The sequence below is a fragment of the Luteococcus sanguinis genome, assembly GCF_039527675.1.
GTDB lineage: Bacteria > Actinomycetota > Actinomycetes > Propionibacteriales > Propionibacteriaceae > Luteococcus > Luteococcus sanguinis.
The window spans coordinates 240,367-257,906 of sequence record NZ_BAAAKI010000003.1; the positions used below are offsets into that span (position 1 = coordinate 240,367).

The 17,540-nt window shown below is 67.9% G+C and carries 17 protein-coding genes; 12 read left to right on the forward strand and 5 right to left on the reverse strand.

All coding sequences use genetic code 11. From position 1 onward, the window contains the following. Positions 1 to 48: 48 nt before the first annotated feature. Positions 49 to 1,632 carry a septation protein SepH gene (sepH, locus tag ABD089_RS03440; RefSeq protein WP_343884804.1) on the reverse strand — a complete coding sequence of 528 codons (1,584 nt, stop codon included), beginning with the start codon at positions 1,630 to 1,632 and terminating at the stop codon, positions 49 to 51. A 134-nt stretch (positions 1,633 to 1,766) separates the two neighbouring features. On the opposite strand from sepH, the gene ABD089_RS03445 reads away from it, so the two are divergent. From ABD089_RS03445 to ABD089_RS03455, 3 genes are all read left to right on the forward strand, one after another. Then, a complete protein-coding gene (locus ABD089_RS03445; RefSeq protein WP_343884805.1) occupies positions 1,767 to 2,825 on the forward strand; it encodes a ferrochelatase in 1,059 nt (352 codons plus the stop codon). 49 nt (positions 2,826 to 2,874) lie between these two features. Further along, on the forward strand, positions 2,875 to 4,932 hold the full coding sequence (locus tag ABD089_RS03450) for a S9 family peptidase (protein WP_343884806.1): 2,058 nt from the start codon (positions 2,875 to 2,877) through the stop codon (positions 4,930 to 4,932). A 205-nt stretch (positions 4,933 to 5,137) separates the two neighbouring features. Continuing rightward, positions 5,138 to 5,434, forward strand: coding sequence for a DUF4193 domain-containing protein (locus ABD089_RS03455; protein WP_343884807.1), 297 nt, complete (start codon positions 5,138 to 5,140; stop codon positions 5,432 to 5,434). 136 nt (positions 5,435 to 5,570) lie between these two features. Here ABD089_RS03455 and ABD089_RS03460 read toward each other — a convergent pair whose 3' ends face one another. Next, entirely contained in the window at positions 5,571 to 5,873 is a 303-nt protein-coding gene (locus ABD089_RS03460; RefSeq protein WP_343884808.1) for a DUF4235 domain-containing protein, read from the reverse strand. Positions 5,874 to 5,986: 113 nt separating this feature from the next. On the opposite strand from ABD089_RS03460, the gene ABD089_RS03465 reads away from it, so the two are divergent. The 4 genes from ABD089_RS03465 to ABD089_RS03480 all read left to right on the forward strand — a co-directional run bounded on the left by ABD089_RS03465 (position 5,987) and on the right by ABD089_RS03480 (position 8,227). Next, positions 5,987 to 6,448 carry a DUF3093 domain-containing protein gene (locus ABD089_RS03465; RefSeq protein WP_343884809.1) on the forward strand — a complete coding sequence of 154 codons (462 nt, stop codon included), beginning with the start codon at positions 5,987 to 5,989 and terminating at the stop codon, positions 6,446 to 6,448. Next, positions 6,448 to 6,909, forward strand: a complete 462-nt coding sequence (gene dut / locus ABD089_RS03470; RefSeq protein WP_343884810.1) for a dUTP diphosphatase — start codon at positions 6,448 to 6,450, stop codon at positions 6,907 to 6,909. Before ABD089_RS03465 ends, dut begins: the two co-directional genes overlap by 1 nt. A gap of 200 nt (positions 6,910 to 7,109) precedes the next feature. Further along, complete coding sequence (locus tag ABD089_RS03475) at positions 7,110 to 7,868, forward strand: DUF3710 domain-containing protein (protein ID WP_343884860.1); 759 nt, start codon at positions 7,110 to 7,112, stop codon at positions 7,866 to 7,868. A gap of 2 nt (positions 7,869 to 7,870) precedes the next feature. Then, positions 7,871 to 8,227, forward strand: coding sequence for an OB-fold nucleic acid binding domain-containing protein (locus ABD089_RS03480; protein WP_343884811.1), 357 nt, complete (start codon positions 7,871 to 7,873; stop codon positions 8,225 to 8,227). Positions 8,228 to 8,257: 30 nt separating this feature from the next. Here the strand turns inward: ABD089_RS03480 and ABD089_RS03485 are convergent, their stop codons facing one another. Then, positions 8,258 to 8,935 (reverse strand): potassium channel family protein, encoded by a 678-nt coding sequence (locus ABD089_RS03485; protein ID WP_343884812.1) that lies wholly within the window; start codon positions 8,933 to 8,935, stop codon positions 8,258 to 8,260. Positions 8,936 to 8,945: 10 nt separating this feature from the next. Next, positions 8,946 to 9,593, reverse strand: a complete 648-nt coding sequence (locus ABD089_RS03490) for a potassium channel family protein (protein WP_343884861.1) — start codon at positions 9,591 to 9,593, stop codon at positions 8,946 to 8,948. 131 nt (positions 9,594 to 9,724) lie between these two features. Between ABD089_RS03490 and ABD089_RS03495 the strand changes: the two genes are divergently transcribed. From ABD089_RS03495 to ABD089_RS03515, 5 genes are all read left to right on the forward strand, one after another. After that, positions 9,725 to 11,746 carry an APC family permease gene (locus ABD089_RS03495; protein ID WP_343884813.1) on the forward strand — a complete coding sequence of 674 codons (2,022 nt, stop codon included), beginning with the start codon at positions 9,725 to 9,727 and terminating at the stop codon, positions 11,744 to 11,746. Next, a complete protein-coding gene (locus ABD089_RS03500; protein ID WP_343884814.1) occupies positions 11,743 to 12,921 on the forward strand; it encodes a class I SAM-dependent RNA methyltransferase in 1,179 nt (392 codons plus the stop codon). Before ABD089_RS03495 ends, ABD089_RS03500 begins: the two co-directional genes overlap by 4 nt. Positions 12,922 to 12,974: 53 nt before the next feature. Continuing rightward, the gene (locus ABD089_RS03505) at positions 12,975 to 13,157 is read left to right on the forward strand and encodes a DUF6767 domain-containing protein (protein ID WP_343884815.1); all 183 of its coding nucleotides are present in this window, start codon (positions 12,975 to 12,977) and stop codon (positions 13,155 to 13,157) included. A 204-nt stretch (positions 13,158 to 13,361) separates the two neighbouring features. After that, positions 13,362 to 16,037: an aconitate hydratase AcnA gene (gene acnA, locus ABD089_RS03510; RefSeq protein WP_343884816.1), complete on the forward strand. Its 2,676-nt coding sequence runs from the start codon at positions 13,362 to 13,364 to the stop codon at positions 16,035 to 16,037. 116 nt (positions 16,038 to 16,153) lie between these two features. Next, positions 16,154 to 16,972, forward strand: a complete 819-nt coding sequence (locus ABD089_RS03515) for a hypothetical protein (RefSeq protein WP_343884817.1) — start codon at positions 16,154 to 16,156, stop codon at positions 16,970 to 16,972. Here ABD089_RS03515 and ABD089_RS03520 read toward each other — a convergent pair. Beyond that, complete coding sequence (locus tag ABD089_RS03520) at positions 16,956 to 17,387, reverse strand: HIT family protein (RefSeq protein ID WP_343884818.1); 432 nt, start codon at positions 17,385 to 17,387, stop codon at positions 16,956 to 16,958. The genes ABD089_RS03515 and ABD089_RS03520 overlap by 17 nt on opposite strands. Between the last annotated feature and the right edge of the window lie 153 nt (positions 17,388 to 17,540).

Here is a 17,540-nt window from a genome sequence, read left to right on the forward strand (position 1 = left end):
GTGCCCAGCGGTCCCCGCGCGGCCCGACGATCCGAACCAGCCGAGGGGTCAGCCCTTCTGGCCGGGCATGGGTGAGCCGAACATGATCTCGTCCCAGCTCGGGACCGACGCACGCTTGCTGCGCGAGCGCTTCTTGGCAGCGGGCTTGAGTGGTTCTGGCGAATCGATCAGGGCGTCCTGCTCCAGGGGGTCCTGCTCCAGGGGGTCGGGGGCCTCGGCCGGCTCGGGGGCTGAAGTCTCCACGTCCTCGTCCTCGATCTTGTGCTCGACGGCCACCTCGGCATCGGTCATGCCCTCGAGGTGGTCCTGTTCGAGATCGGCCTCCAGGTCGCTGGCCTGCGCTGCGATGGCGGCGGGTGCGCTGCCCTCTGGATCGGCAGCGGTTTCCTCGTCGTCCTCGGTGGGCGAGTTGGGGGACGCGGGGGAGTTCGGCGAATCGGGGGAATCCGGCGAATCAGGCGAGTCCGGCGAATCGGGGGAGTCCGCATCCTGGCTGGCCCCGGGCAGCACGACCGCGGTGAGATCCGGAAGGTCTCCCGTGGAATCCTCGTCGAGGTCCTGTTCATCGGCATCACCCAACTCGGGGTCGACAGCCTCGATGTGCTCGTCCTCGACAACGTCGAGCGGCTCGGCAGCGGACCCCTGCGCGGCGGACGAACCCGCCACGGGCTCCTCGACAACTTCGGCAGCAGGCTCCCCGGCCCCAGACGCCTCGACCGCCTCGTCGATGTCGACGGCTGCGCCCCTGAGCTCCTGCGCCTGCGGGGCGATCGGATCGGTCAGGCCCGCGTAGATGTTGACCGAGTCCTCGTTGAATGAGCTGAGCATCTCGTAGAGAACGTCCATCTCGCCGATGCTCTTGGGGACGATGTCGTAGACGCCGTCCACCTGCTCCAGCTCGACCTCGGAGTAGTCGTCGACGTCCTCCAGCTCGACCGCCGGCTTCGGGGCGGCAATGGGGCTATCGACCTCGGCGGTCGGCGCCGTCACCGGCTCGTCGCGCTCGGCCACTTGCTGCGGCGTCGGTCGCGGCAAGCGGATGGTCTCGGCATCGGCATCGGCACCGGCATCGGCATCGGCATCGGCGAGCATCTGCATCGCCAATTCCTCGTCCACGATCGGGGCATCGCCCTGCACGGCGCGAACGAGCGCCAGCTCGTCGTTCAGGTCGATCGTGGGCTCGGCGTCCACGTCGCGAGGGCGCACCTCACCCGGCAGCGCCTCGCCGATCAGCCGACGAGCATCGTCATTGCGGGCCAGCGAGAACCGCGCCTTCTGGTCGAACTTGAACAGCGCCTCGTGCTGCTCATCCTGGCGCCAGGTTCCCTTGACGGTCCAGGAGCGGTCCTCCTCGCGCCAGGCATCCCACGCGACGGCCTCGGCGTCAACGCCCTGCTCCAGCAGGTTCTCCTCGACCGTGGCGCGCAGCGAGCGTGCCGAGCTCGATTCGCCGCGACGACGCACCGGGCACTGCAGCGCGGTGCCGGCCACGTGCTCCCGCTCCGCCAGCACCGGGGCGGCGAAGGGCTCAACCTTGTCGGCCTCCACCCCGGCCTCGGCGGCGACGTCCTCCAGCGTGGCGCCGGCGCGGATGCGGCTCTGGATGTCGCGGGGGCTCAAGGCACTGGTCATCGGCGGTTCTCCAAGGGACGAAGGATGCTAGTCGGCAATCTACCGTGCGACATGCAAGAGCTCATCTGGCAACGCGCCTCACCGCCCGCGGCGGTGGCTGGAAGGGTGCGGGAGGACGTGGTTTGATCGGCAGTATGTGCGCTGCCGACCAGACCCTGGACCTGTCCCCCTACGAGTCCGTCCTGCTGATCTCCTTCGGGGGGCCCGAGGCCCCCGACGAGGTCGTCCCCTTCCTGCAGAACGTCACCCGCGGTTCCGGGATCCCGGTCGAGCGCCTGGAACAGGTGGGGGAGCACTACTTCGGTTTCGGCGGCAAGAGCCCCATCAACGACCAGAACCAGCTGCTGCTGGGTGCGCTCACCGACGAACTGCGCGCGCGCGGCTGTGAGTTGCCGATTCACTGGGGCAACCGCAACTGGCGTCCCTTCATCGCCGACGCCCTGGCCGAGGCCACCGCCGCGGGGGAGCAGCGCCTGCTGATGGTGACGACGTCCGCCTATCCCTCCTACTCCGGATGCCGCCAGTACCGCGAGAACCTCGCCGCCGAACCCGCAGTCGCCGAGGGACGCGTCAGCGTCGACCGCATCGGCAACTACGCCTTGGACGAGGGCTTCGTCGCCGCCAATGCCGAGTCCCTGCGCGCGGCATTGGACGAGCTCCCGGGCGCGCGCGTCGTCTTCGTCACCCACTCCATCCCGACCCCGATGAACGACAACTCCGGGCCGAGCGGCAATGCCTACCTGGACTGGCACCGCCAGGTCGCCACCCGGGTGCTGGCCGAGGCGGGCCACGAAGACGACCATGACCTGGTCTTCTGCTCCCGTTCCGGGCGCCCAAGCGACCCTTGGCTGGAACCCGACGTGAATGACCACCTCGAGGAACTCAAGGCCGCCGGCATCGACCGCGTCGTGCTCGCACCCATCGGTTTCATCAGCGACCATATGGAGGTCATCTACGACCTCGACACCCAGGCCCGCGAGACCTGCGACCGGCTCGGCATCCAGATGGTCCGAGCGGCCACCGTCGGCACCCACCACGCCTTCGTCTCCGCCCTGGTCGAGCGGATGGCTCGCCGCGCCGCGCTGGCCCGGGGGGAAATCACCGACCCGGGCTGCGGCGGTGAGTGCATGGCCTGCCCCGGGGCCACCTGCTGCCCCAACCTGCGGGTGCCCACCAAGCCCGCCATCGACTGACACCTGCCCCTTCGCAGACTCCGCTTTCCCCACACCGAATGGATTCCTGATGACCGACATCACCGTCCCGGACGAGGTCGACGAAGCCCTCGGCAGCCCCTGGGAAGACCTGCGCGCCTACATCGCCCTGCCGCGGCTCGCGAGCCTCGACCTGGCTCCGGACGGCAGTTGGCTGCTGGCCGGGGTGCAGCAACTGGACGCCGACCAGACCGCCTGGAAGACCGCTTTGTGGCGCATCGACCTGGAGGGTGGTGCCCCGCGACGTCTCACCCGCGGTGTGGAGGGGGAGAGCGCCAACGCCTTCCTGCGCGACGGATCGGTGGTGTTCAGCGCCAAGCGTCCGCTGCCGCCGGCCGGTGAGGCGCCCAAGGAGTCGGAGCAGGCACTGTGGTGCCTGCCTGCGGTCGGCGGCGAGGCCTACGTGCTGGCTCGCCGCGACGGCGGCTGGGACCAGGTCTGGGCTGCCCGGGAGGCCGACCGTCTCGTCTGCGCAGTGGGGCTGCGCGGAGGCATCGACGATCCCGAACAGGACGCCAAGCTGCGCGCCGAGCGCACCAAGAAGAAGGTCCGCGCGATCCTGCACGAGGGTTACCCGGTGCGCTACTGGGACCACGACCTCGACTCACAGACCACCCGCTTCGTCCGCGTCGACCTTCCCGCCGAAGGAGAGCCGAGCGTCAGCAGCGACGACATCCGCTACCTGCACGACGACCTCGGCCGCGGCCTCACCTCGCACGGCGTCCTCAGCGACGACGGCACCTTTCTGGTGGTTGGCGAGAATGTGGCCGAACCGCATGGGTCCTCCCGCGAGACGCTCGTGCGCATCGACGTCGAGAGCGGTGGGCGCACCGTCCTGCTGGACGCTGCGGGCCAGGAGTTCGGCTCGCCGGTGCTGTCCACCGACGGTGGCTGGCTGGCGTGCGTCCGGTCGGAGAACTCGACGACCGAGCAGGCTCCACGTGAGTTCCTTCACCTGCTCGACCTGGGCACCGGCCAGGGCCGCGACCTGGCAGCCGACTGGGATCGCTGGCCGCACCCGGTCGCCTGGTCGCCGAGCGCGGACGTCCTGTACTGCGTCGCGGACGAGGACGGCGAGTCGCCCATCTTCGCCGTGGACGTCGCAAGCGGTCAGGTGCGTCGGCTCACCGGGCATGGGGCCTTCTCCTCCGTACGGGTGAGCCGTGACGGCGGCACCCTGTTCGCCATCCGCAGCGCCTACGACGACCAGGGCAGTGTCGTCCGCATCGACGTCGCATCCGGTGAGCTGACCGAACTGCGGGTCCCGGGGGAGCGTACCGCCTTGCCGGGCACCCTGGAGAGGGTCGAGACCACCGCCGCGGACGGCACTCGGGTGGCTGGCTGGCTCTGTCTGCCCGCGGGGACGAGCGCCCAGAACCCCTCCCGCCTTGCCCTGTGGATCCATGGTGGGCCGCTGGGCTCGTGGAATGCGTGGAGCTGGCGCTGGTGCCCGTGGCTGCTGGTCAGCCAGGGTTGGGCGGTGCTGCTGCCCGACCCCGCACTGTCGACCGGCTATGGCCAGCAGATGGTCCAGCGCGGCTGGGGGCGCTGGGGCGCGGAGCCCTACACCGACCTGATGACGATGACCGACTCGATCGAGTCTCGCGACGACATTGACGCCAGCAGGACGGTCGCGATGGGCGGCTCCTTCGGCGGCTACATGGCCAACTGGGTGGCCGGGCACACCGACCGCTTCGCGGCGATCGTCACCCATGCCTCGCTGTGGAACCTGACGAGCTTTGGTCCGACCACCGACGCGTCGTGGTACTGGGCGCGCGAGCTCAGCCCGCAGATGGCCGCCGAGAACTCGCCGCACCAGTTCGCACACCAGATCACCACCCCCATGCTCGTCATCCATGGCGATCGGGACTACCGCGTCCCGATCGGCGAGGGGTTGGGCCTGTGGTGGGAGCTCAACTCGCACTGGTCGGGCGATCCGGCGGACATGCCGCACAAGTTCTTGTACTTCCCGGACGAGAACCACTGGGTGCTCACGCCCCAGCACGCGATGGTCTGGTACGAGACCGTCCGGGCCTTCCTGGAGACCCACGCGGAGGGTCTGGCCTTCATCCGTTCCAGCCTGCTGTGAGCCGTTCCGGCGGGGATGGTCGGCCAAAGCCACCCCGTGCCGGGGGCCCACTTGACAGGTGTGCTAAACATTAGGCCGAACAGCGGCGGGGGCCAGCCCCCAACTGCGGGAATGTCCGCCGGGCCACCGGTGTTCAGCCCTCGCCGGACCAGTCAGCCCGACCGGTTCCTGACGGTCCGGGGATCATCATCTGTGGAAGGAAGTCATGGCGACCGATTACGACGCCCCGCGCAAGACCGACGAGGAGATGAGCGAGGACTCCATCGAGGAGCTCAAGACTCGCCGCAACGACGAGAACTCGGGCAAGGTCGACGAGGACGAGGTCGAGGCTGCCGAAGCCTTCGAGCTGCCCGGCGCTGACCTCTCGCACGAGGAGCTCACCGTTCGGGTGCTGCCGCGCCAGGCGAACGAGTTCACCTGCGCGTCCTGTTTCCTCGTCAAGAACCGGACGCAGGTCGCCGAGACCCGAGGCGGCAAGGACTACTGCGTCGACTGCGTCTGAGCAGCAATCCAGCACGCACGACGAGGGCGACCCCATCGGGGGTCGCCCTCGTGCCATGTTCGCTCCGGCTGGAGATCGTCCCCCCGAGGTCGAGTACGCCCCCGAACTGGAAAGGTCCTCCGAGCCTGTCGAGGGGTCAGGCCTTGATCTTGACCTGACGCATCTTCTCCGGGGCTGGCTCGCCGGTGAGCGTCTCGAAGCGCTCGGCCAGGTACTTGTTGACGAAGGCCTGGCTCACGGCGATGCCGACGCCACTGGCAACGGCCCACATCGCGGCCTGGGTGGAGCTCGTCTCCTGGTCGTCCTTGGTGGGTGCCGGACGTCCGGTGGCCACGCGCCAGCCAGCTTCGACGAGCTTGCGGCTCGCGAAGGTGGCCACGGCGCCCAGGGCCAGGGCGTAGACCTTGAACGTGATCTTCTGGGTTGCAGGTGCAGCCATGGGTAGTCCTCTCGTCTGCTCGAACGAAAGCCATGCTAGGCACTCGGGAACGCGCCGCACGAGACGCGGGGGAGCTTTCCGCTCGTGGCGATGCCATTGGTAGCTTTGGCGCCATGCCCACAACCGATGATCAGTACGAAGAGCACCTGTCCATCCCGATCATCTGGTGGCTGATGGTGCTCACCTTCGCGGGAAGCCTCGTCGTCGCAGTCTGGGCCTACCTGGGAATGGGCTGGGGCCTGGCCACTGCCCTGGCGACGGTCGTGCTGGCTGCAGTCGTCTTCGTGCCCTGGGGCCGCACGCCGGTGCGGATCGACGATCGCGGCGTGACGGCCGGAAGCGCCGTGCTGGAGTGGCCCTATGTCGGCGCCGCCGAGGCGCTCGACGCGGACGCGGCAGCCCGTGCCCTCGGTCCGCAGGCCAATGCCGCCGCCTACTTCCTCACCCGCTCCTACACCCGGGGCGCGGTGCGGATCGACGTTGAGGATGCCGCCGACCCGCACCCCTACTGGCTGATCAGCACCCGGCACCCGCAACGGGTTGCCGAGCTGGTCAACGCCCGCCGGGAGGCGTGATGGAACTGCGCGTCAAGCTGCTCGACCCGGGAATGGAGCTACCGCGCTTCGCCCACCCGGGCGACGCCGGAGCCGACCTCTGCACGACGTCCCACGTCGTCATCGAACCGGGGGAGCGGGTGCTGGTGGGCACCGGGATCGCGATCGCTCTGCCCGAGGGCTACGCGGGCTTCGTCCACCCACGCTCGGGACTGGCAGCGCGGCACGGGCTCACGATCGTCAACACGCCGGGCACCGTCGACGCCGGTTACCGTGGCGAGATCAAGGTCTGCCTGCTGAACACGGATGCAACCACGTCGGTGCAGCTGGCCCGTGGGGACAAGATCGCACAATTGGTCATCCAGCGGGTTGAACAGGTCGATTTTGTGGCCGTCGACGAACTGGACCAGACCAGCCGCGGTGATCGCGGCCACGGTTCCAGCGGCGGCGTCGCCGCCTGGGGTCAGCCGCCGACATCCTGACCCCGATGCTGGAAGTGTCGCCCCAGCTCGTGGAACCTGTGTGGAAATCGCGGATCAGGTCGTTACCGTTCTCGTTGCTGGGCCGCGGTCCAGTGCGATCCCCCGTGCCGGTGTGGCCCGAGCGTGGGGGATTGGTAGGCTCGCATCCGGCGCGGACGAGGGTCGTCCGGGCACCCGGAAAGGCACACACCGTGAGCGACATGAATCGCGACGAGGTCGACGAGCAGGCCGAGGTCGAGACCACTGACGAGCGGGCGAGCGACGAGGCCTCCGGCGAGCAGCTGCCCGACCAGCTTCCCGAGGAGCTCGACCCCAATGCCGAGCGCTGGGTCGCCCTCGACGAGCGCACCGACTTCCGCGACGACGGCCCCTTTGACCTGAACGAGGTCGACCTGGATGCCGACGACATCGACCGCCTCGACTTCGGATCGGTCATCATGACCCCCTTTGACGAGATGCAACTCCAGCTTCAGATCGACGAGAACACCCAGCAGGTGAATGCCGCGCTGGTCATGCACCAGAACTCCGCGCTCGAGGTGGCCCTGTTCGCCGCACCCGCGTCCAGCCCGATGTCCGGCGAGATCCGCACCGAAATGGTCCAGGTCACCGCTCAGCAGGGCGGCACCCCCTCGCTGGCCGAGGGCCCCTTCGGCACCGAGATCCGCCGGGTGATCCCGATGGAGGGCCCCGACGGTGAGACGATGTACCACGTCTCCCGCACGTGGTTCGCGCAGGGCCCCCGCTGGCTGCTGCGGGGCGTGCTGATGGGAGAGGCCGGCATGTACGACGGGATCGACGGACCGGCCGAGGTGTTGCTGGAGTTCTTCCGCAACATCGTCGTGCGTCGTGATGCCTCGCCGCGCGTCCCCGGTGACCTGATCCCGATGCAGATGCCGGCCGACATGGTGCCCACGATGCCCGAGGGCACCGTGCCCCCGATCGACGAGCAGACACTCTGACCATGGCGCCCGGTCTGCTGCGCGGCCTGCAGCGGCTGCTGAATCGCCTTGAACCGGAGCAGGTGAAGGAGGGCGAAGAAGAGGTTCCGGACGTCCGGAACCTTGACCAGTGCCCCCTTCGATGCCCGGTCCGGGTCATCGGGACCCTCTCGATGGTCACGGTCAATCCGGCCGGTTCCCACCGCTGGCTCGAGGCTGAGCTCGACGACGGCACAGGTCAGGTGCTGCTGGTCTGGATGGGTCGGCGCACCCTCGCAGGGATCGACGCGGGCCGGCGCGTCCGGGTGGATGGCGTGATCACCATCGACAAGGGACGCCGGGTGATCTACAACCCGAAGTACGAACTGCTCGGGCCCTGACGACTGCTGCCGCACGCCTTGGGCGCGGGCTCAACCCTGCGCGTCGAAGGCCTTCGGGGCCAGCAGCTTCGACAGCTCCGCCTCGTGGTCAGGGGACACGATGAGCAGCAGCTCATCCCCGCCCTCCAGCGCGCCATCCTTCAGCGGCGCACGGGCCTTGCCGTCGCGCAGGATGGCGACCAGCACCGCGTCCCCGGGCATCTCCAGGTCGCGCAATGGCAGACCCACCACGGGGCTCTCCATCGGCAGGGTCATCTCGACCAGGTTGGCCGAGCCCTGCTGGAAGGTGAAGATCCGCACCAATTCGCCGATGCTGACAGCCTCCTCGACCAGCGCCGACATCAGGCGGGGTGTGGAGACGGCAACGTCCACGCCCCACACGTCGTCGAACATCCACTCATTGCCCGGGTGGTTCACGCGTCCGACGGTGCGCGGGACGCCGAACTCGGTCTTCGCGAGCAGCGAGTGCACCAGGTTGGCCTTGTCATCACCGGTGGCGGCGATGCAGACATCGCAGGTGTCGAGGCGGGCCTCCTTGAGGGTGTCCATCTCGCAGCAGTCGGCGAGCAGCCACTCGGCCTGCGGGACCGAGTCGGGCTTGATCGCCTTTGGATTACGGTCGATCAGGAGCACATGGTGACCATTGACGATCAGCTCGCGGGCAATGGAACGGCCGACATTTCCGGCCCCGGCAATGACTACGCGCATGGTGGATTCCTCAGTGCTTGACGGGTGGCTCGGCGAGGATTTGCTCCACCTCGTCGGTCCGATCGTTCTCGATGGCCAGGTAGAGCAGGTCCCCGTCCTGCAGAACGGTCTCGTCATGGGGAACCAGACCGATCCCGAATCGGACGATGAACGGCACGGGCGTGTCCAGCTGGCGACGGATGAACCCTACCGGCTCACCGACCCAGCCCTTGTGGGTGTGGACCTGCACCAGACGGGCATTGCCGGACGGATCCCGCCAGACCGGCTCACTGCCTTCGGGCAGCAGGCCGCGCAGCACCTGGTTCGCTGCCCAACGCACGGTCGCGACCGTCGGGATGCCCAGCCGTTCGTAGACCTCGGCGCGACCCTGGTCGTAGATGCGGGCGATGACATTGTGCACACCGAACTCCTCGCGCACCACGCGCGCGGCCAGGATGTTCGAGTTGTCGCCGGACGAGACGGCGGCGAAACCATCCGCCTCTCGAATGCCGGCCTGCTCCAGGACGTCCCGGTCGAAGCCGACGCCCTTGACGGTGCGGCCCCGGAACTCCGGCCCCAGACGCCGGAAGGCGTCCACGTCGACGTCGATCACTGCGACGCTGTGACCCCGCCTCTCCAGGCTCCGCGCGAGGCTGGACCCCACGCGGCCGCAGCCCATGATCACGATGTGCACGCCCGACCCTCCATTCAGCCGCTGGTCTCCAGCAGGTTGTGTACTGCCCGACGCTATCGCACCGCGTGATCGGTGCGATGAGCTGGTTTGCCGATGGCTGCGACTACAGTTCGGTCGTGAGTTTCTCCCAGACCGTCAAGCGGTTGTTGGTCGGCGAAAAGTTGGCCAGTGCCCAGCTCGGCGAGACGCTGCTCCCCAAGCGCATCGCGTTGCCGGTGTTCGCGTCCGACGCGCTGAGCTCCGTGGCCTACGCCCCGGACGAGATCCTGCTCACCCTCTCACTGGCGGGTATGGCCGGCTTCGTCTTCAGCTGGTGGGTCGGCGTGGCGGTCGCCCTGGTGATGCTGGTGGTCGTCCTCAGCTACCGCCAGACCGTGCACGCCTACCCTTCCGGCGGCGGTGACTACGAGGTCGCCTCCGTCAACGTCGGGCCCACCGCTGGCCTGACCGTGGCCTCCGCCCTGCTGGTGGACTACGTCTTGACGGTGGCGGTTTCGGTGAGCTCCGGAGTGCAGAACGCGAAGGCGATGATCCCGATGCTCGAGGGGCATGAGGGCACCGTGGCGGCGCTGGTCATCCTGGGTCTGATGGTGCTGAACCTGCGCGGTGTCCGCGAGTCCGGGACGATCTTCGCCATCCCCACGTACCTGTTCATGTTCGGCATCATGAGCATGACCCTGTGGGGTCTGTTCCGCATCTTCGTGCTCGGCGACACCGTGCGCGCCGAGACGTCCGACTACACCGTCGTTTCCACCGCCACCTATGCCCAGAACTTCACCGGAATGTTGATGATCGCGCTGCTGGCCCGCGCCTTCTCATCCGGGTGTGCGGCGCTGACCGGTGTCGAGGCCATCAGCAATGGCGTCCCCGCCTTCAAGAAGCCCAAGAGCCGCAATGCGGCCGCCACCCTCGGCCTGCTCGGCCTGATCGCGATCACCATGCTCGGCGGGATCATCGCGCTGGCGAACCTGACCCACGTCCGGATGCTCGACATCAAGGGCGGCGCCTACTTCGTCACCCCCGACGGCCGGGAGATCCACTCCGAGGCCACCACCGTCGTCGGCCAGCTGGCCCGTGCGGTCTTCTACGACTCCTTCCGGCCGGGCTTCTACTTCATCGTCGTGTTCACGATGATCATCCTGTTCCTGGCAGCGAACACGGCCTTCAACGGCTTCCCGACGCTCGGCTCCATCCTCGCCCGGGACGGCTACCTGCCGCGTCAGTTGCACACCCGCGGCGACCGCCTGGCCTACTCCAACGGCATCGTCACCCTCGCCCTCGGTGCCGTGCTCCTGGTGCTCATCTTCAACGCCTCGGTCACGGCGCTGATCCAGATGTACGTGGTCGGTGTGTTCGTCTCCTTCACCGTCAGCCAGTTCGGCATGCTGCGCCACTGGACCCGACACCTCAAGACCGAGACCAATGCCAACCGTCGTCAGCGGATGCAGCGCTCCCGCCTGATCAACGCGATCGGTCTCACCATGACCGGCGTCGTGCTGGTCATCGTCCTGCTCAGCAAGTTCCTGCACGGCGCCTACCTGGCGATCCTGGCGATGATCGGCGTCTTCTTGATGATGAAGGCCATCCGCCGCCACTACGACCGCGTCTCCCGCGAGGTCGCGCTGACCGGTTCCATGGACAAGGTGCTGCCCTCCCGCGTGCGGGCGGTGGTCTTCGTCACCGAGGGGATCAACAAGCCGACGATGCGCGCCATCGCGTACGCCCGGGCGACGAACCCCTCCAGCATCGACGCAGTGATGGTCGCCGTGGACGATGAGGAGTCGCAGCAGATGATCGACCAGTGGCAGGTCGAGGACGTCGACTTCCCGCTCAAGGTCATCGCGTCGCCCTACCGCGAGGTCACCGGACCCTTCGTCGACTTCGTCAAGAAGATGCGCTCCGACAACCCCCGCGACGTCGTCTGTGTGTACATCCCCGAGTACGTGGTCGGCCACTGGTGGGAGCAGTTCCTGCACAACCAGACAGCCCTGATCGTGCGTACCCGGTTGCACTTCGTGCCGGGCGTGATGGTCACCTCCGTGCCCTACCAGCTACGCAGCTCCACCGGTGCCGACGAGAAGTTCCAGCGCGACGACCCGACCGCCTGGCGGCTGGCCGGTACCGGAGCCCAGGAGTGAGCGCGGAGTCGGTGCAGCCTCCCTCCGGGGCACTGGTCGGCCCGCTCGAAGTGGGCCCCGTCGCCCACGGCGGCCACTGCGTCGCGCGTCATGACGGACGGGTCATCTTCGTCCGCCAGGCCATCCCCGGCGAGACGGTGATGGTGCGGGTCAGCGATGACTCCAAGAAGAACTTCTGGCGTGGTGACGCGGTCGAGGTCATCGTCCCTTCGCCCGACCGGGTCACCCCACCGTGCCCGATTGCCGGGGTTTGCGGTGGCTGTGACTTCCAGCATGTCAGCGCCGCCAGGCAGCTCGAGCTCAAGCGCCAGGTCGTCGCCGAACAGTTGCATCGCCTCGCCGACATCGAGTGGACCGGAACGGTCGAACAGGTGGACCCCCTGCGGGGCTGGCGCACCCGCGCCCGCTACGCCGTCGACCACGGCGAGGGGCGCGCGAGAGTCGGAATGCGGGCCCATCGCTCGCACGAGGTGGTGGAACTGCCCGAGCAGGGCTGCCTGATCGCCTCTGACCGGGGCCCCTCGCGCAGCGAGCTGGACGAGTTGGCGCAGCGGGCCGGCGATGAGATCCGCGTCGTGGTGCCGGCCAAAGGCGCACCGCTGGCCCTCGTCGGGGACGAACGGCATTGTGATGACCTGGTCCTGGAGAGCTCTGGTGGCCGCGACTTCCGCGTTCGGGCGGACGGTTTCTGGCAGGTCCATCCGGCTGCGGCCGCGCTGCTGGTCGACGTCGCCCTGGCCGGACTGCAACCCCGCGAGGGAGAATTCGGGCTCGATCTCTACTGCGGCGTCGGCCTCTTCGCGGGTGCGATGGCCGACCGCGGGGTGCGGGTGACCGGCGTGGAGTCGGTGCGCTCGGCGATCCGGCTGGCCCGCCAGAACGTCCCCAAGGCCCGATTCATCGCCTCCCCCCTGGCGAAGGCGCTCAAGCAGCTCGACCGCGCCGACATCGTCGTCCTTGACCCGCCCAGGAATGGGGCGGGGGAGCAGGTGGTGCGCCACGTGGCCGGTCTCACGCCGCGGGCCATTGCCTACGTTGCCTGCGACCCAGCAGCGCTGGCCCGTGACCTGGCCACCTTTGCAGACGTGGGATACCGGCACAGCTCCATCCGGGCCTTCGACCTGTTCCCGATGACCCACCACGTGGAGTGCGTCGCGATCCTCGAGCCCCGCTGAGCCCGGCCACCCCGCCCGCGAGGAAGGATTGCCGGGGGAGCAGAATGTAGGGCGTGTCCAAGCCCACGCCAAAGTGCCCGATCCGTGCCGGAGAGCCCTGCACCCTGTGCCACATGGGCGTCACCGGGCCGCAGGACTGCGGCCTCGTCTACCTGGTGATGGGCGACCCGGAACTTCGCGAGCTCTACGACGAGCAGCGTCGTCAGACTTCCGAGGGGCACCCCAAGGCCTCCTGATCTCGGTTCCGAGGCGGGCATTTACGGCACGATCCGTGCGCCTATTTGCGGACGGGGTGGGCGCGCTGGCAAGGCTGGATGTGGTGTAGCAGACTGGTGACGAGTTGTCGGCCCGGTCGCCTTCCGTGGTGGCTGTTTCGGTGATATCTTGATGTCAAGACACCTCGGCGGCGATGCCGAGCAGAGCCCGATCAGGAGTGATGCATGAGCGTCAACAGCTTTGGGGCCAAGTCCACCCTCGAGGTGAACGGCCAGAACTACGAGATCTTCCGCCTGGACGCGGTCGACGGGCACGACAAGCTGCCCTTCAGCCTGAAGGTGCTGCTCGAGAACCTGCTGCGCACCGAAGATGGTGCCAACATCACCGCGGACGACATCAGGGCGCTCGCCGCCGGAGCCCCGCAGGGTGAGCCGGACAAGGAGATCCAGTTCACCCCCGCCCGCGTGATCATGCAGGACTTCACCGGCGTCGCGTGCGTCGTCGACCTCGCCACCATGCGCCAGGCCGTTGCCGACCTCGGTGGCGACGCCGACAAGGTCAACCCGCTGGCCCCAGCCGAGATGGTCATCGACCACTCCGTCATCGCCGAGTACTTCGGCACCCCGGACGCCCTGAACCTGAACGTGGACGTCGAGTACCAGCGCAACAACGAGCGCTACAAGCTGCTCCGCTGGGCACAGAGCGCCTTCGACGAGTTCAAGGTCGTCCCCCCGGGCACCGGGATCGTCCACCAGGTCAACATCGAGAACCTGGCCCGGGTGATCTTCCCGCGCACCGTCGACGGCGTGCTGCAGGCCTACCCCGACAGCTGCGTCGGCACCGACTCGCACACCACCATGGTCAACGGCCTGGGCGTCGTGGGCTGGGGCGTGGGCGGCATCGAGGCCGAGGCGGCCATGCTTGGCCAGCCCATCTCGATGCTCATCCCCAAGGTTGTCGGCTTCAAGCTGTCGGGCAAGCTCAACGACGGCGTGACCGCCACCGACATGGTGCTCACCATCACCGAGATGCTGCGTGAGCACAAGGTCGTCGGCAAGTTCGTGGAGTTCTACGGCCCCGGCGTCTCCCAGGTGCCGTTGGCCAACCGCGCCACCATCGGCAACATGTCGCCCGAGTACGGCTCGACGATCGCGATCTGGCCGATCGACGACAAGACCACCGACTACCTGCGCCTGACCGGTCGTGACGAGCAACAGATCGCGCTGGTCGAGGCCTACTCCAAGGCCCAGGGCCTGTGGCACGACGACGAGCGCGAGCCGGTCTACTCCGAGTACATCGAGCTCGATCTCACCACGGTCGTCCCCTCGATCGCCGGCCCGAAGCGTCCGCAGGACCGCATCGTTCTGGCCGAGTCGAAGGAGAAGTTCAACGAGGTCCTTCCGACCTACTCGTCGAACCCCACCACCAAGGTTCCTGTGACCCTGGCCGATGGCACCTCCTTCGAGCTCGCCAATGGTGCGGTGACCGTCGCCTCGATCACCTCGTGCACCAACACCTCGAACCCCTCGGTGATGATCGGCGCTGCGCTGGTCGCCAAGAAGGCCATCGAGAAGGGCCTGATGCCCAAGCCGTGGGTCAAGACCACCGTCGCCCCCGGCTCGCAGGTCGTCACCGACTACTACGAGAAGTCGGGCCTGCAGACCTACCTCGACCTGCTGCGCTTCAACACGGTCGGGTACGGCTGCGTCACCTGCATCGGCAACACTGGCCCGCTGATCCCCGAGGTTTCCGCCGCGGTCAACGAGAACGACCTGGCCGTCACCGCCGTCCTGTCGGGCAACCGCAACTTCGAGGGCCGCATCAGCCCCGACGTAAAGATGAACTACCTGGCTTCCCCGCCGCTGGTGATCGTCTACGCGCTCGCCGGCACCATGGACATCGACCTGGACAACGAGCCCCTGGGCACCACGCCCGAGGGCGAGGACGTGTTCATGCGCGACATCTGGCCGACCACCGAGGAGATCGACGAGGTCATCAACTCGTCCATCAGCTCCGACATGTACAAGTCCCGCTACGCGGACGTGTTCGCCGGTGACGACCGCTGGAAGAACCTCGACACCCCCGAGGGGGCGCTGTTCAGTTGGGATGACGCGTCGACCTACATCCGTCGCGCGCCCTACTTCGACGGTATGCCGGCCGAGCCGACCCCCGTCGAGGACATCCATGCCGCGCGCGTGCTGCTGAAGCTGGGCGACTCGGTGACCACCGACCACATCTCCCCGGCCGGTTCGATCAAGTCCGACTCGCCTGCGGGCCGCTACCTGACCGAACACGGCGTCGAGCGCCAGGACTACAACTCCTTGGGTTCGCGTCGCGGCAACCACGAGGTGATGATCCGCGGCACCTTCGCCAACATCCGCCTGCGCAACCAGATCGCGCCCGGCACCGAGGGTGGCTTCACCAAGGACTTCACCAAGCCCGACGCCCCCGTCACCACGGTCTTCGACGCTTCCGTCGCCTACCAGGAAGCCGGCATCCCGCTGGTCGTGCTGGCTGGCAAGGAGTACGGCTCGGGCTCCTCGCGTGACTGGGCCGCCAAGGGCACCGCGCTGCTGGGTGTTCGTGTCGTCATCGCCGAGAGCTACGAGCGCATCCACCGCTCGAACCTGATCGGCATGGGCGTCCTCCCGCTGCAGTTCCCCGAGGGCCAGAATGCCGACTCGCTGGGCCTCGACGGCTCGGAGACCTTCGAGGTCGTCGGTGTCACGGAGCTCAACGAGGGCCGCACGCCGAAGACGATGAAGGTCACTGCCGCCAAGGCCGACGGCTCCGTCGTGGAGTTCGACGCGGTCGTGCGCATCGACACCCCCGGGGAGCGCGGCTACTACACCAACGGCGGCATCATGCAGTACGTGCTGCGCCAGCTGATGGCGAACTGAGCCACCAGCCTCGGTAGCCGCCCGACAGGGCCCGACAGGGGCCGCACCAATCCGGTGCGGCCCCTGTTTCATGCCGGCAAGTAGAGTCGTCCCAACGCCGAACTGAGGAGTGCCGCATGGTTGCCACCCGTCGTCCCGTCCTGGCTCTGCTGCCAGTGCTCGTGCTTGCCCTCGGCGCCTGCGGTGGCACGGACGACGACACTTCGGCACCCACGTCCTCGAGCGCTTCCGCCTCCAGCGTCCCCGCTTCCACTGCTCCGGCAGCAACCACATCCGGCCAGGCCACCTATCGGGCCACCGAGAAGCCTTCGGCGTCCACCAATGACGCGAGCACCGCGGCCATCTCCGAGCAGGCCTACACCGACGCCCAACTGGCAGGCCTGCTGAAGGGTGCGACCATCAACGGCCAGTCCGTGGAGGTCGCCTCGAGCGAGTATCAGACCAAGGCCAAGCAGGGTGCCTATGGCAACCAGCTGGCCGCGAGCCTGGAGCAGGTCACCTACTCCCCGGCTGCCTGCAAGCAGGCGACGCTGGCGGCAGCGCACCTGCTGCCCGACTCGGGTGGCGTGAGTCTGGCCGGCACGGACGACTACCTGGTGCTGCTGCGCACCTTTGGGTCCAGCGACCAGGCCGAGCAGCTGGTCGCCGCCAACCGCGCCGCTGCGGTCGCGTGCGCCAGCTACAGCGCCGAGATCAATGGCTCGACGATGAAGGGCACTGCCAAGGTCATCGAGGTCAGTGCAGCCAGCTCGGGTGTCGAGGTGGGGCAGGTCGCCAGTGCCACCACCGACTCCAAGACCTCCTCGACCGTCACCGCACTGGGCACTGTGGGCAATGTCGGCATCCAGATCACCGACATGGGCGGCACCGCCACGGCAGAACAGCTGTCCACTGCCCTGGAGTCGGTAGCGAGGACGATCAGCGCAAACCGCTGAGCATCTGTGCGCGCAACCGGTCTGCGTAGTCGGCAGCCTCGGCCTCGTCGGCGTACTTCGTCCGAGGCCAGAAGAAGCCCCGCAGGCCGTCACCCTTGCTGCGCGGCACCACGTGGACGTGGAGGTGCGGTACCGACTGGCTCACCACATTGTTCATGGCCACGAAGGTGCCTTCGGCGCCGAGCGCCGGACCCATGGCCGCCGCTATGGTGCGTGCGGTGCTCAGCAGGGGAGTGGTCATGTCGTCCGGCAGGTCCAGCAAGGTGCTGACGTGCGTGCGCGGGCAGAGCAGGACGTGCCCCTTGAACACCGGACGTATGTCGAGGAAGGCCACCAGCAGCTCGTCGCTGTGGACGACGTGCGCAGGCTCCTCGCCGGCGGCGATCCGGCAGAACAGGTCCTGGTTCTGGCTCATGTGGGCAGTGTGCCGCATTCGAACGCCGGGGCGGACCGTCGCCCCAGAACTGTCGGAGGGCGCTGCGATGGTCTGGGTGTCGGTGCTTGGAAGGACCTCTTGCCGGGGCATCTGCATCGACCTATAATCGAACTGAAATAATTCGAGGAGGGT

Bases quoted from the DNA above. Each gene is read 5' to 3' on its own strand.
- sepH (WP_343884804.1), bottom strand. From the start codon at position 1,632: ATGACCAGTGCCTTGAGCCCCCGCGACATCCAGAGCCGCATCCGCGCC.
- ABD089_RS03445 (WP_343884805.1), top strand. From the start codon at position 1,767: ATGTGCGCTGCCGACCAGACCCTGGACCTGTCCCCCTACGAGTCCGTC.
- ABD089_RS03450 (WP_343884806.1), top strand. From the start codon at position 2,875: ATGACCGACATCACCGTCCCGGACGAGGTCGACGAAGCCCTCGGCAGC.
- ABD089_RS03455 (WP_343884807.1), top strand. From the start codon at position 5,138: ATGGCGACCGATTACGACGCCCCGCGCAAGACCGACGAGGAGATGAGC.
- ABD089_RS03460 (WP_343884808.1), bottom strand. From the start codon at position 5,873: ATGGCTGCACCTGCAACCCAGAAGATCACGTTCAAGGTCTACGCCCTG.
- ABD089_RS03465 (WP_343884809.1), top strand. From the start codon at position 5,987: ATGCCCACAACCGATGATCAGTACGAAGAGCACCTGTCCATCCCGATC.
- dut (WP_343884810.1), top strand. From the start codon at position 6,448: ATGGAACTGCGCGTCAAGCTGCTCGACCCGGGAATGGAGCTACCGCGC.
- ABD089_RS03475 (WP_343884860.1), top strand. From the start codon at position 7,110: ATGAATCGCGACGAGGTCGACGAGCAGGCCGAGGTCGAGACCACTGAC.
- ABD089_RS03480 (WP_343884811.1), top strand. From the start codon at position 7,871: ATGGCGCCCGGTCTGCTGCGCGGCCTGCAGCGGCTGCTGAATCGCCTT.
- ABD089_RS03485 (WP_343884812.1), bottom strand. From the start codon at position 8,935: ATGCGCGTAGTCATTGCCGGGGCCGGAAATGTCGGCCGTTCCATTGCC.
- ABD089_RS03490 (WP_343884861.1), bottom strand. From the start codon at position 9,593: ATGGGCTGCGGCCGCGTGGGGTCCAGCCTCGCGCGGAGCCTGGAGAGG.
- acnA (WP_343884816.1), top strand. From the start codon at position 13,362: ATGAGCGTCAACAGCTTTGGGGCCAAGTCCACCCTCGAGGTGAACGGC.
- ABD089_RS03515 (WP_343884817.1), top strand. From the start codon at position 16,154: ATGGTTGCCACCCGTCGTCCCGTCCTGGCTCTGCTGCCAGTGCTCGTG.
- ABD089_RS03520 (WP_343884818.1), bottom strand. From the start codon at position 17,387: ATGAGCCAGAACCAGGACCTGTTCTGCCGGATCGCCGCCGGCGAGGAG.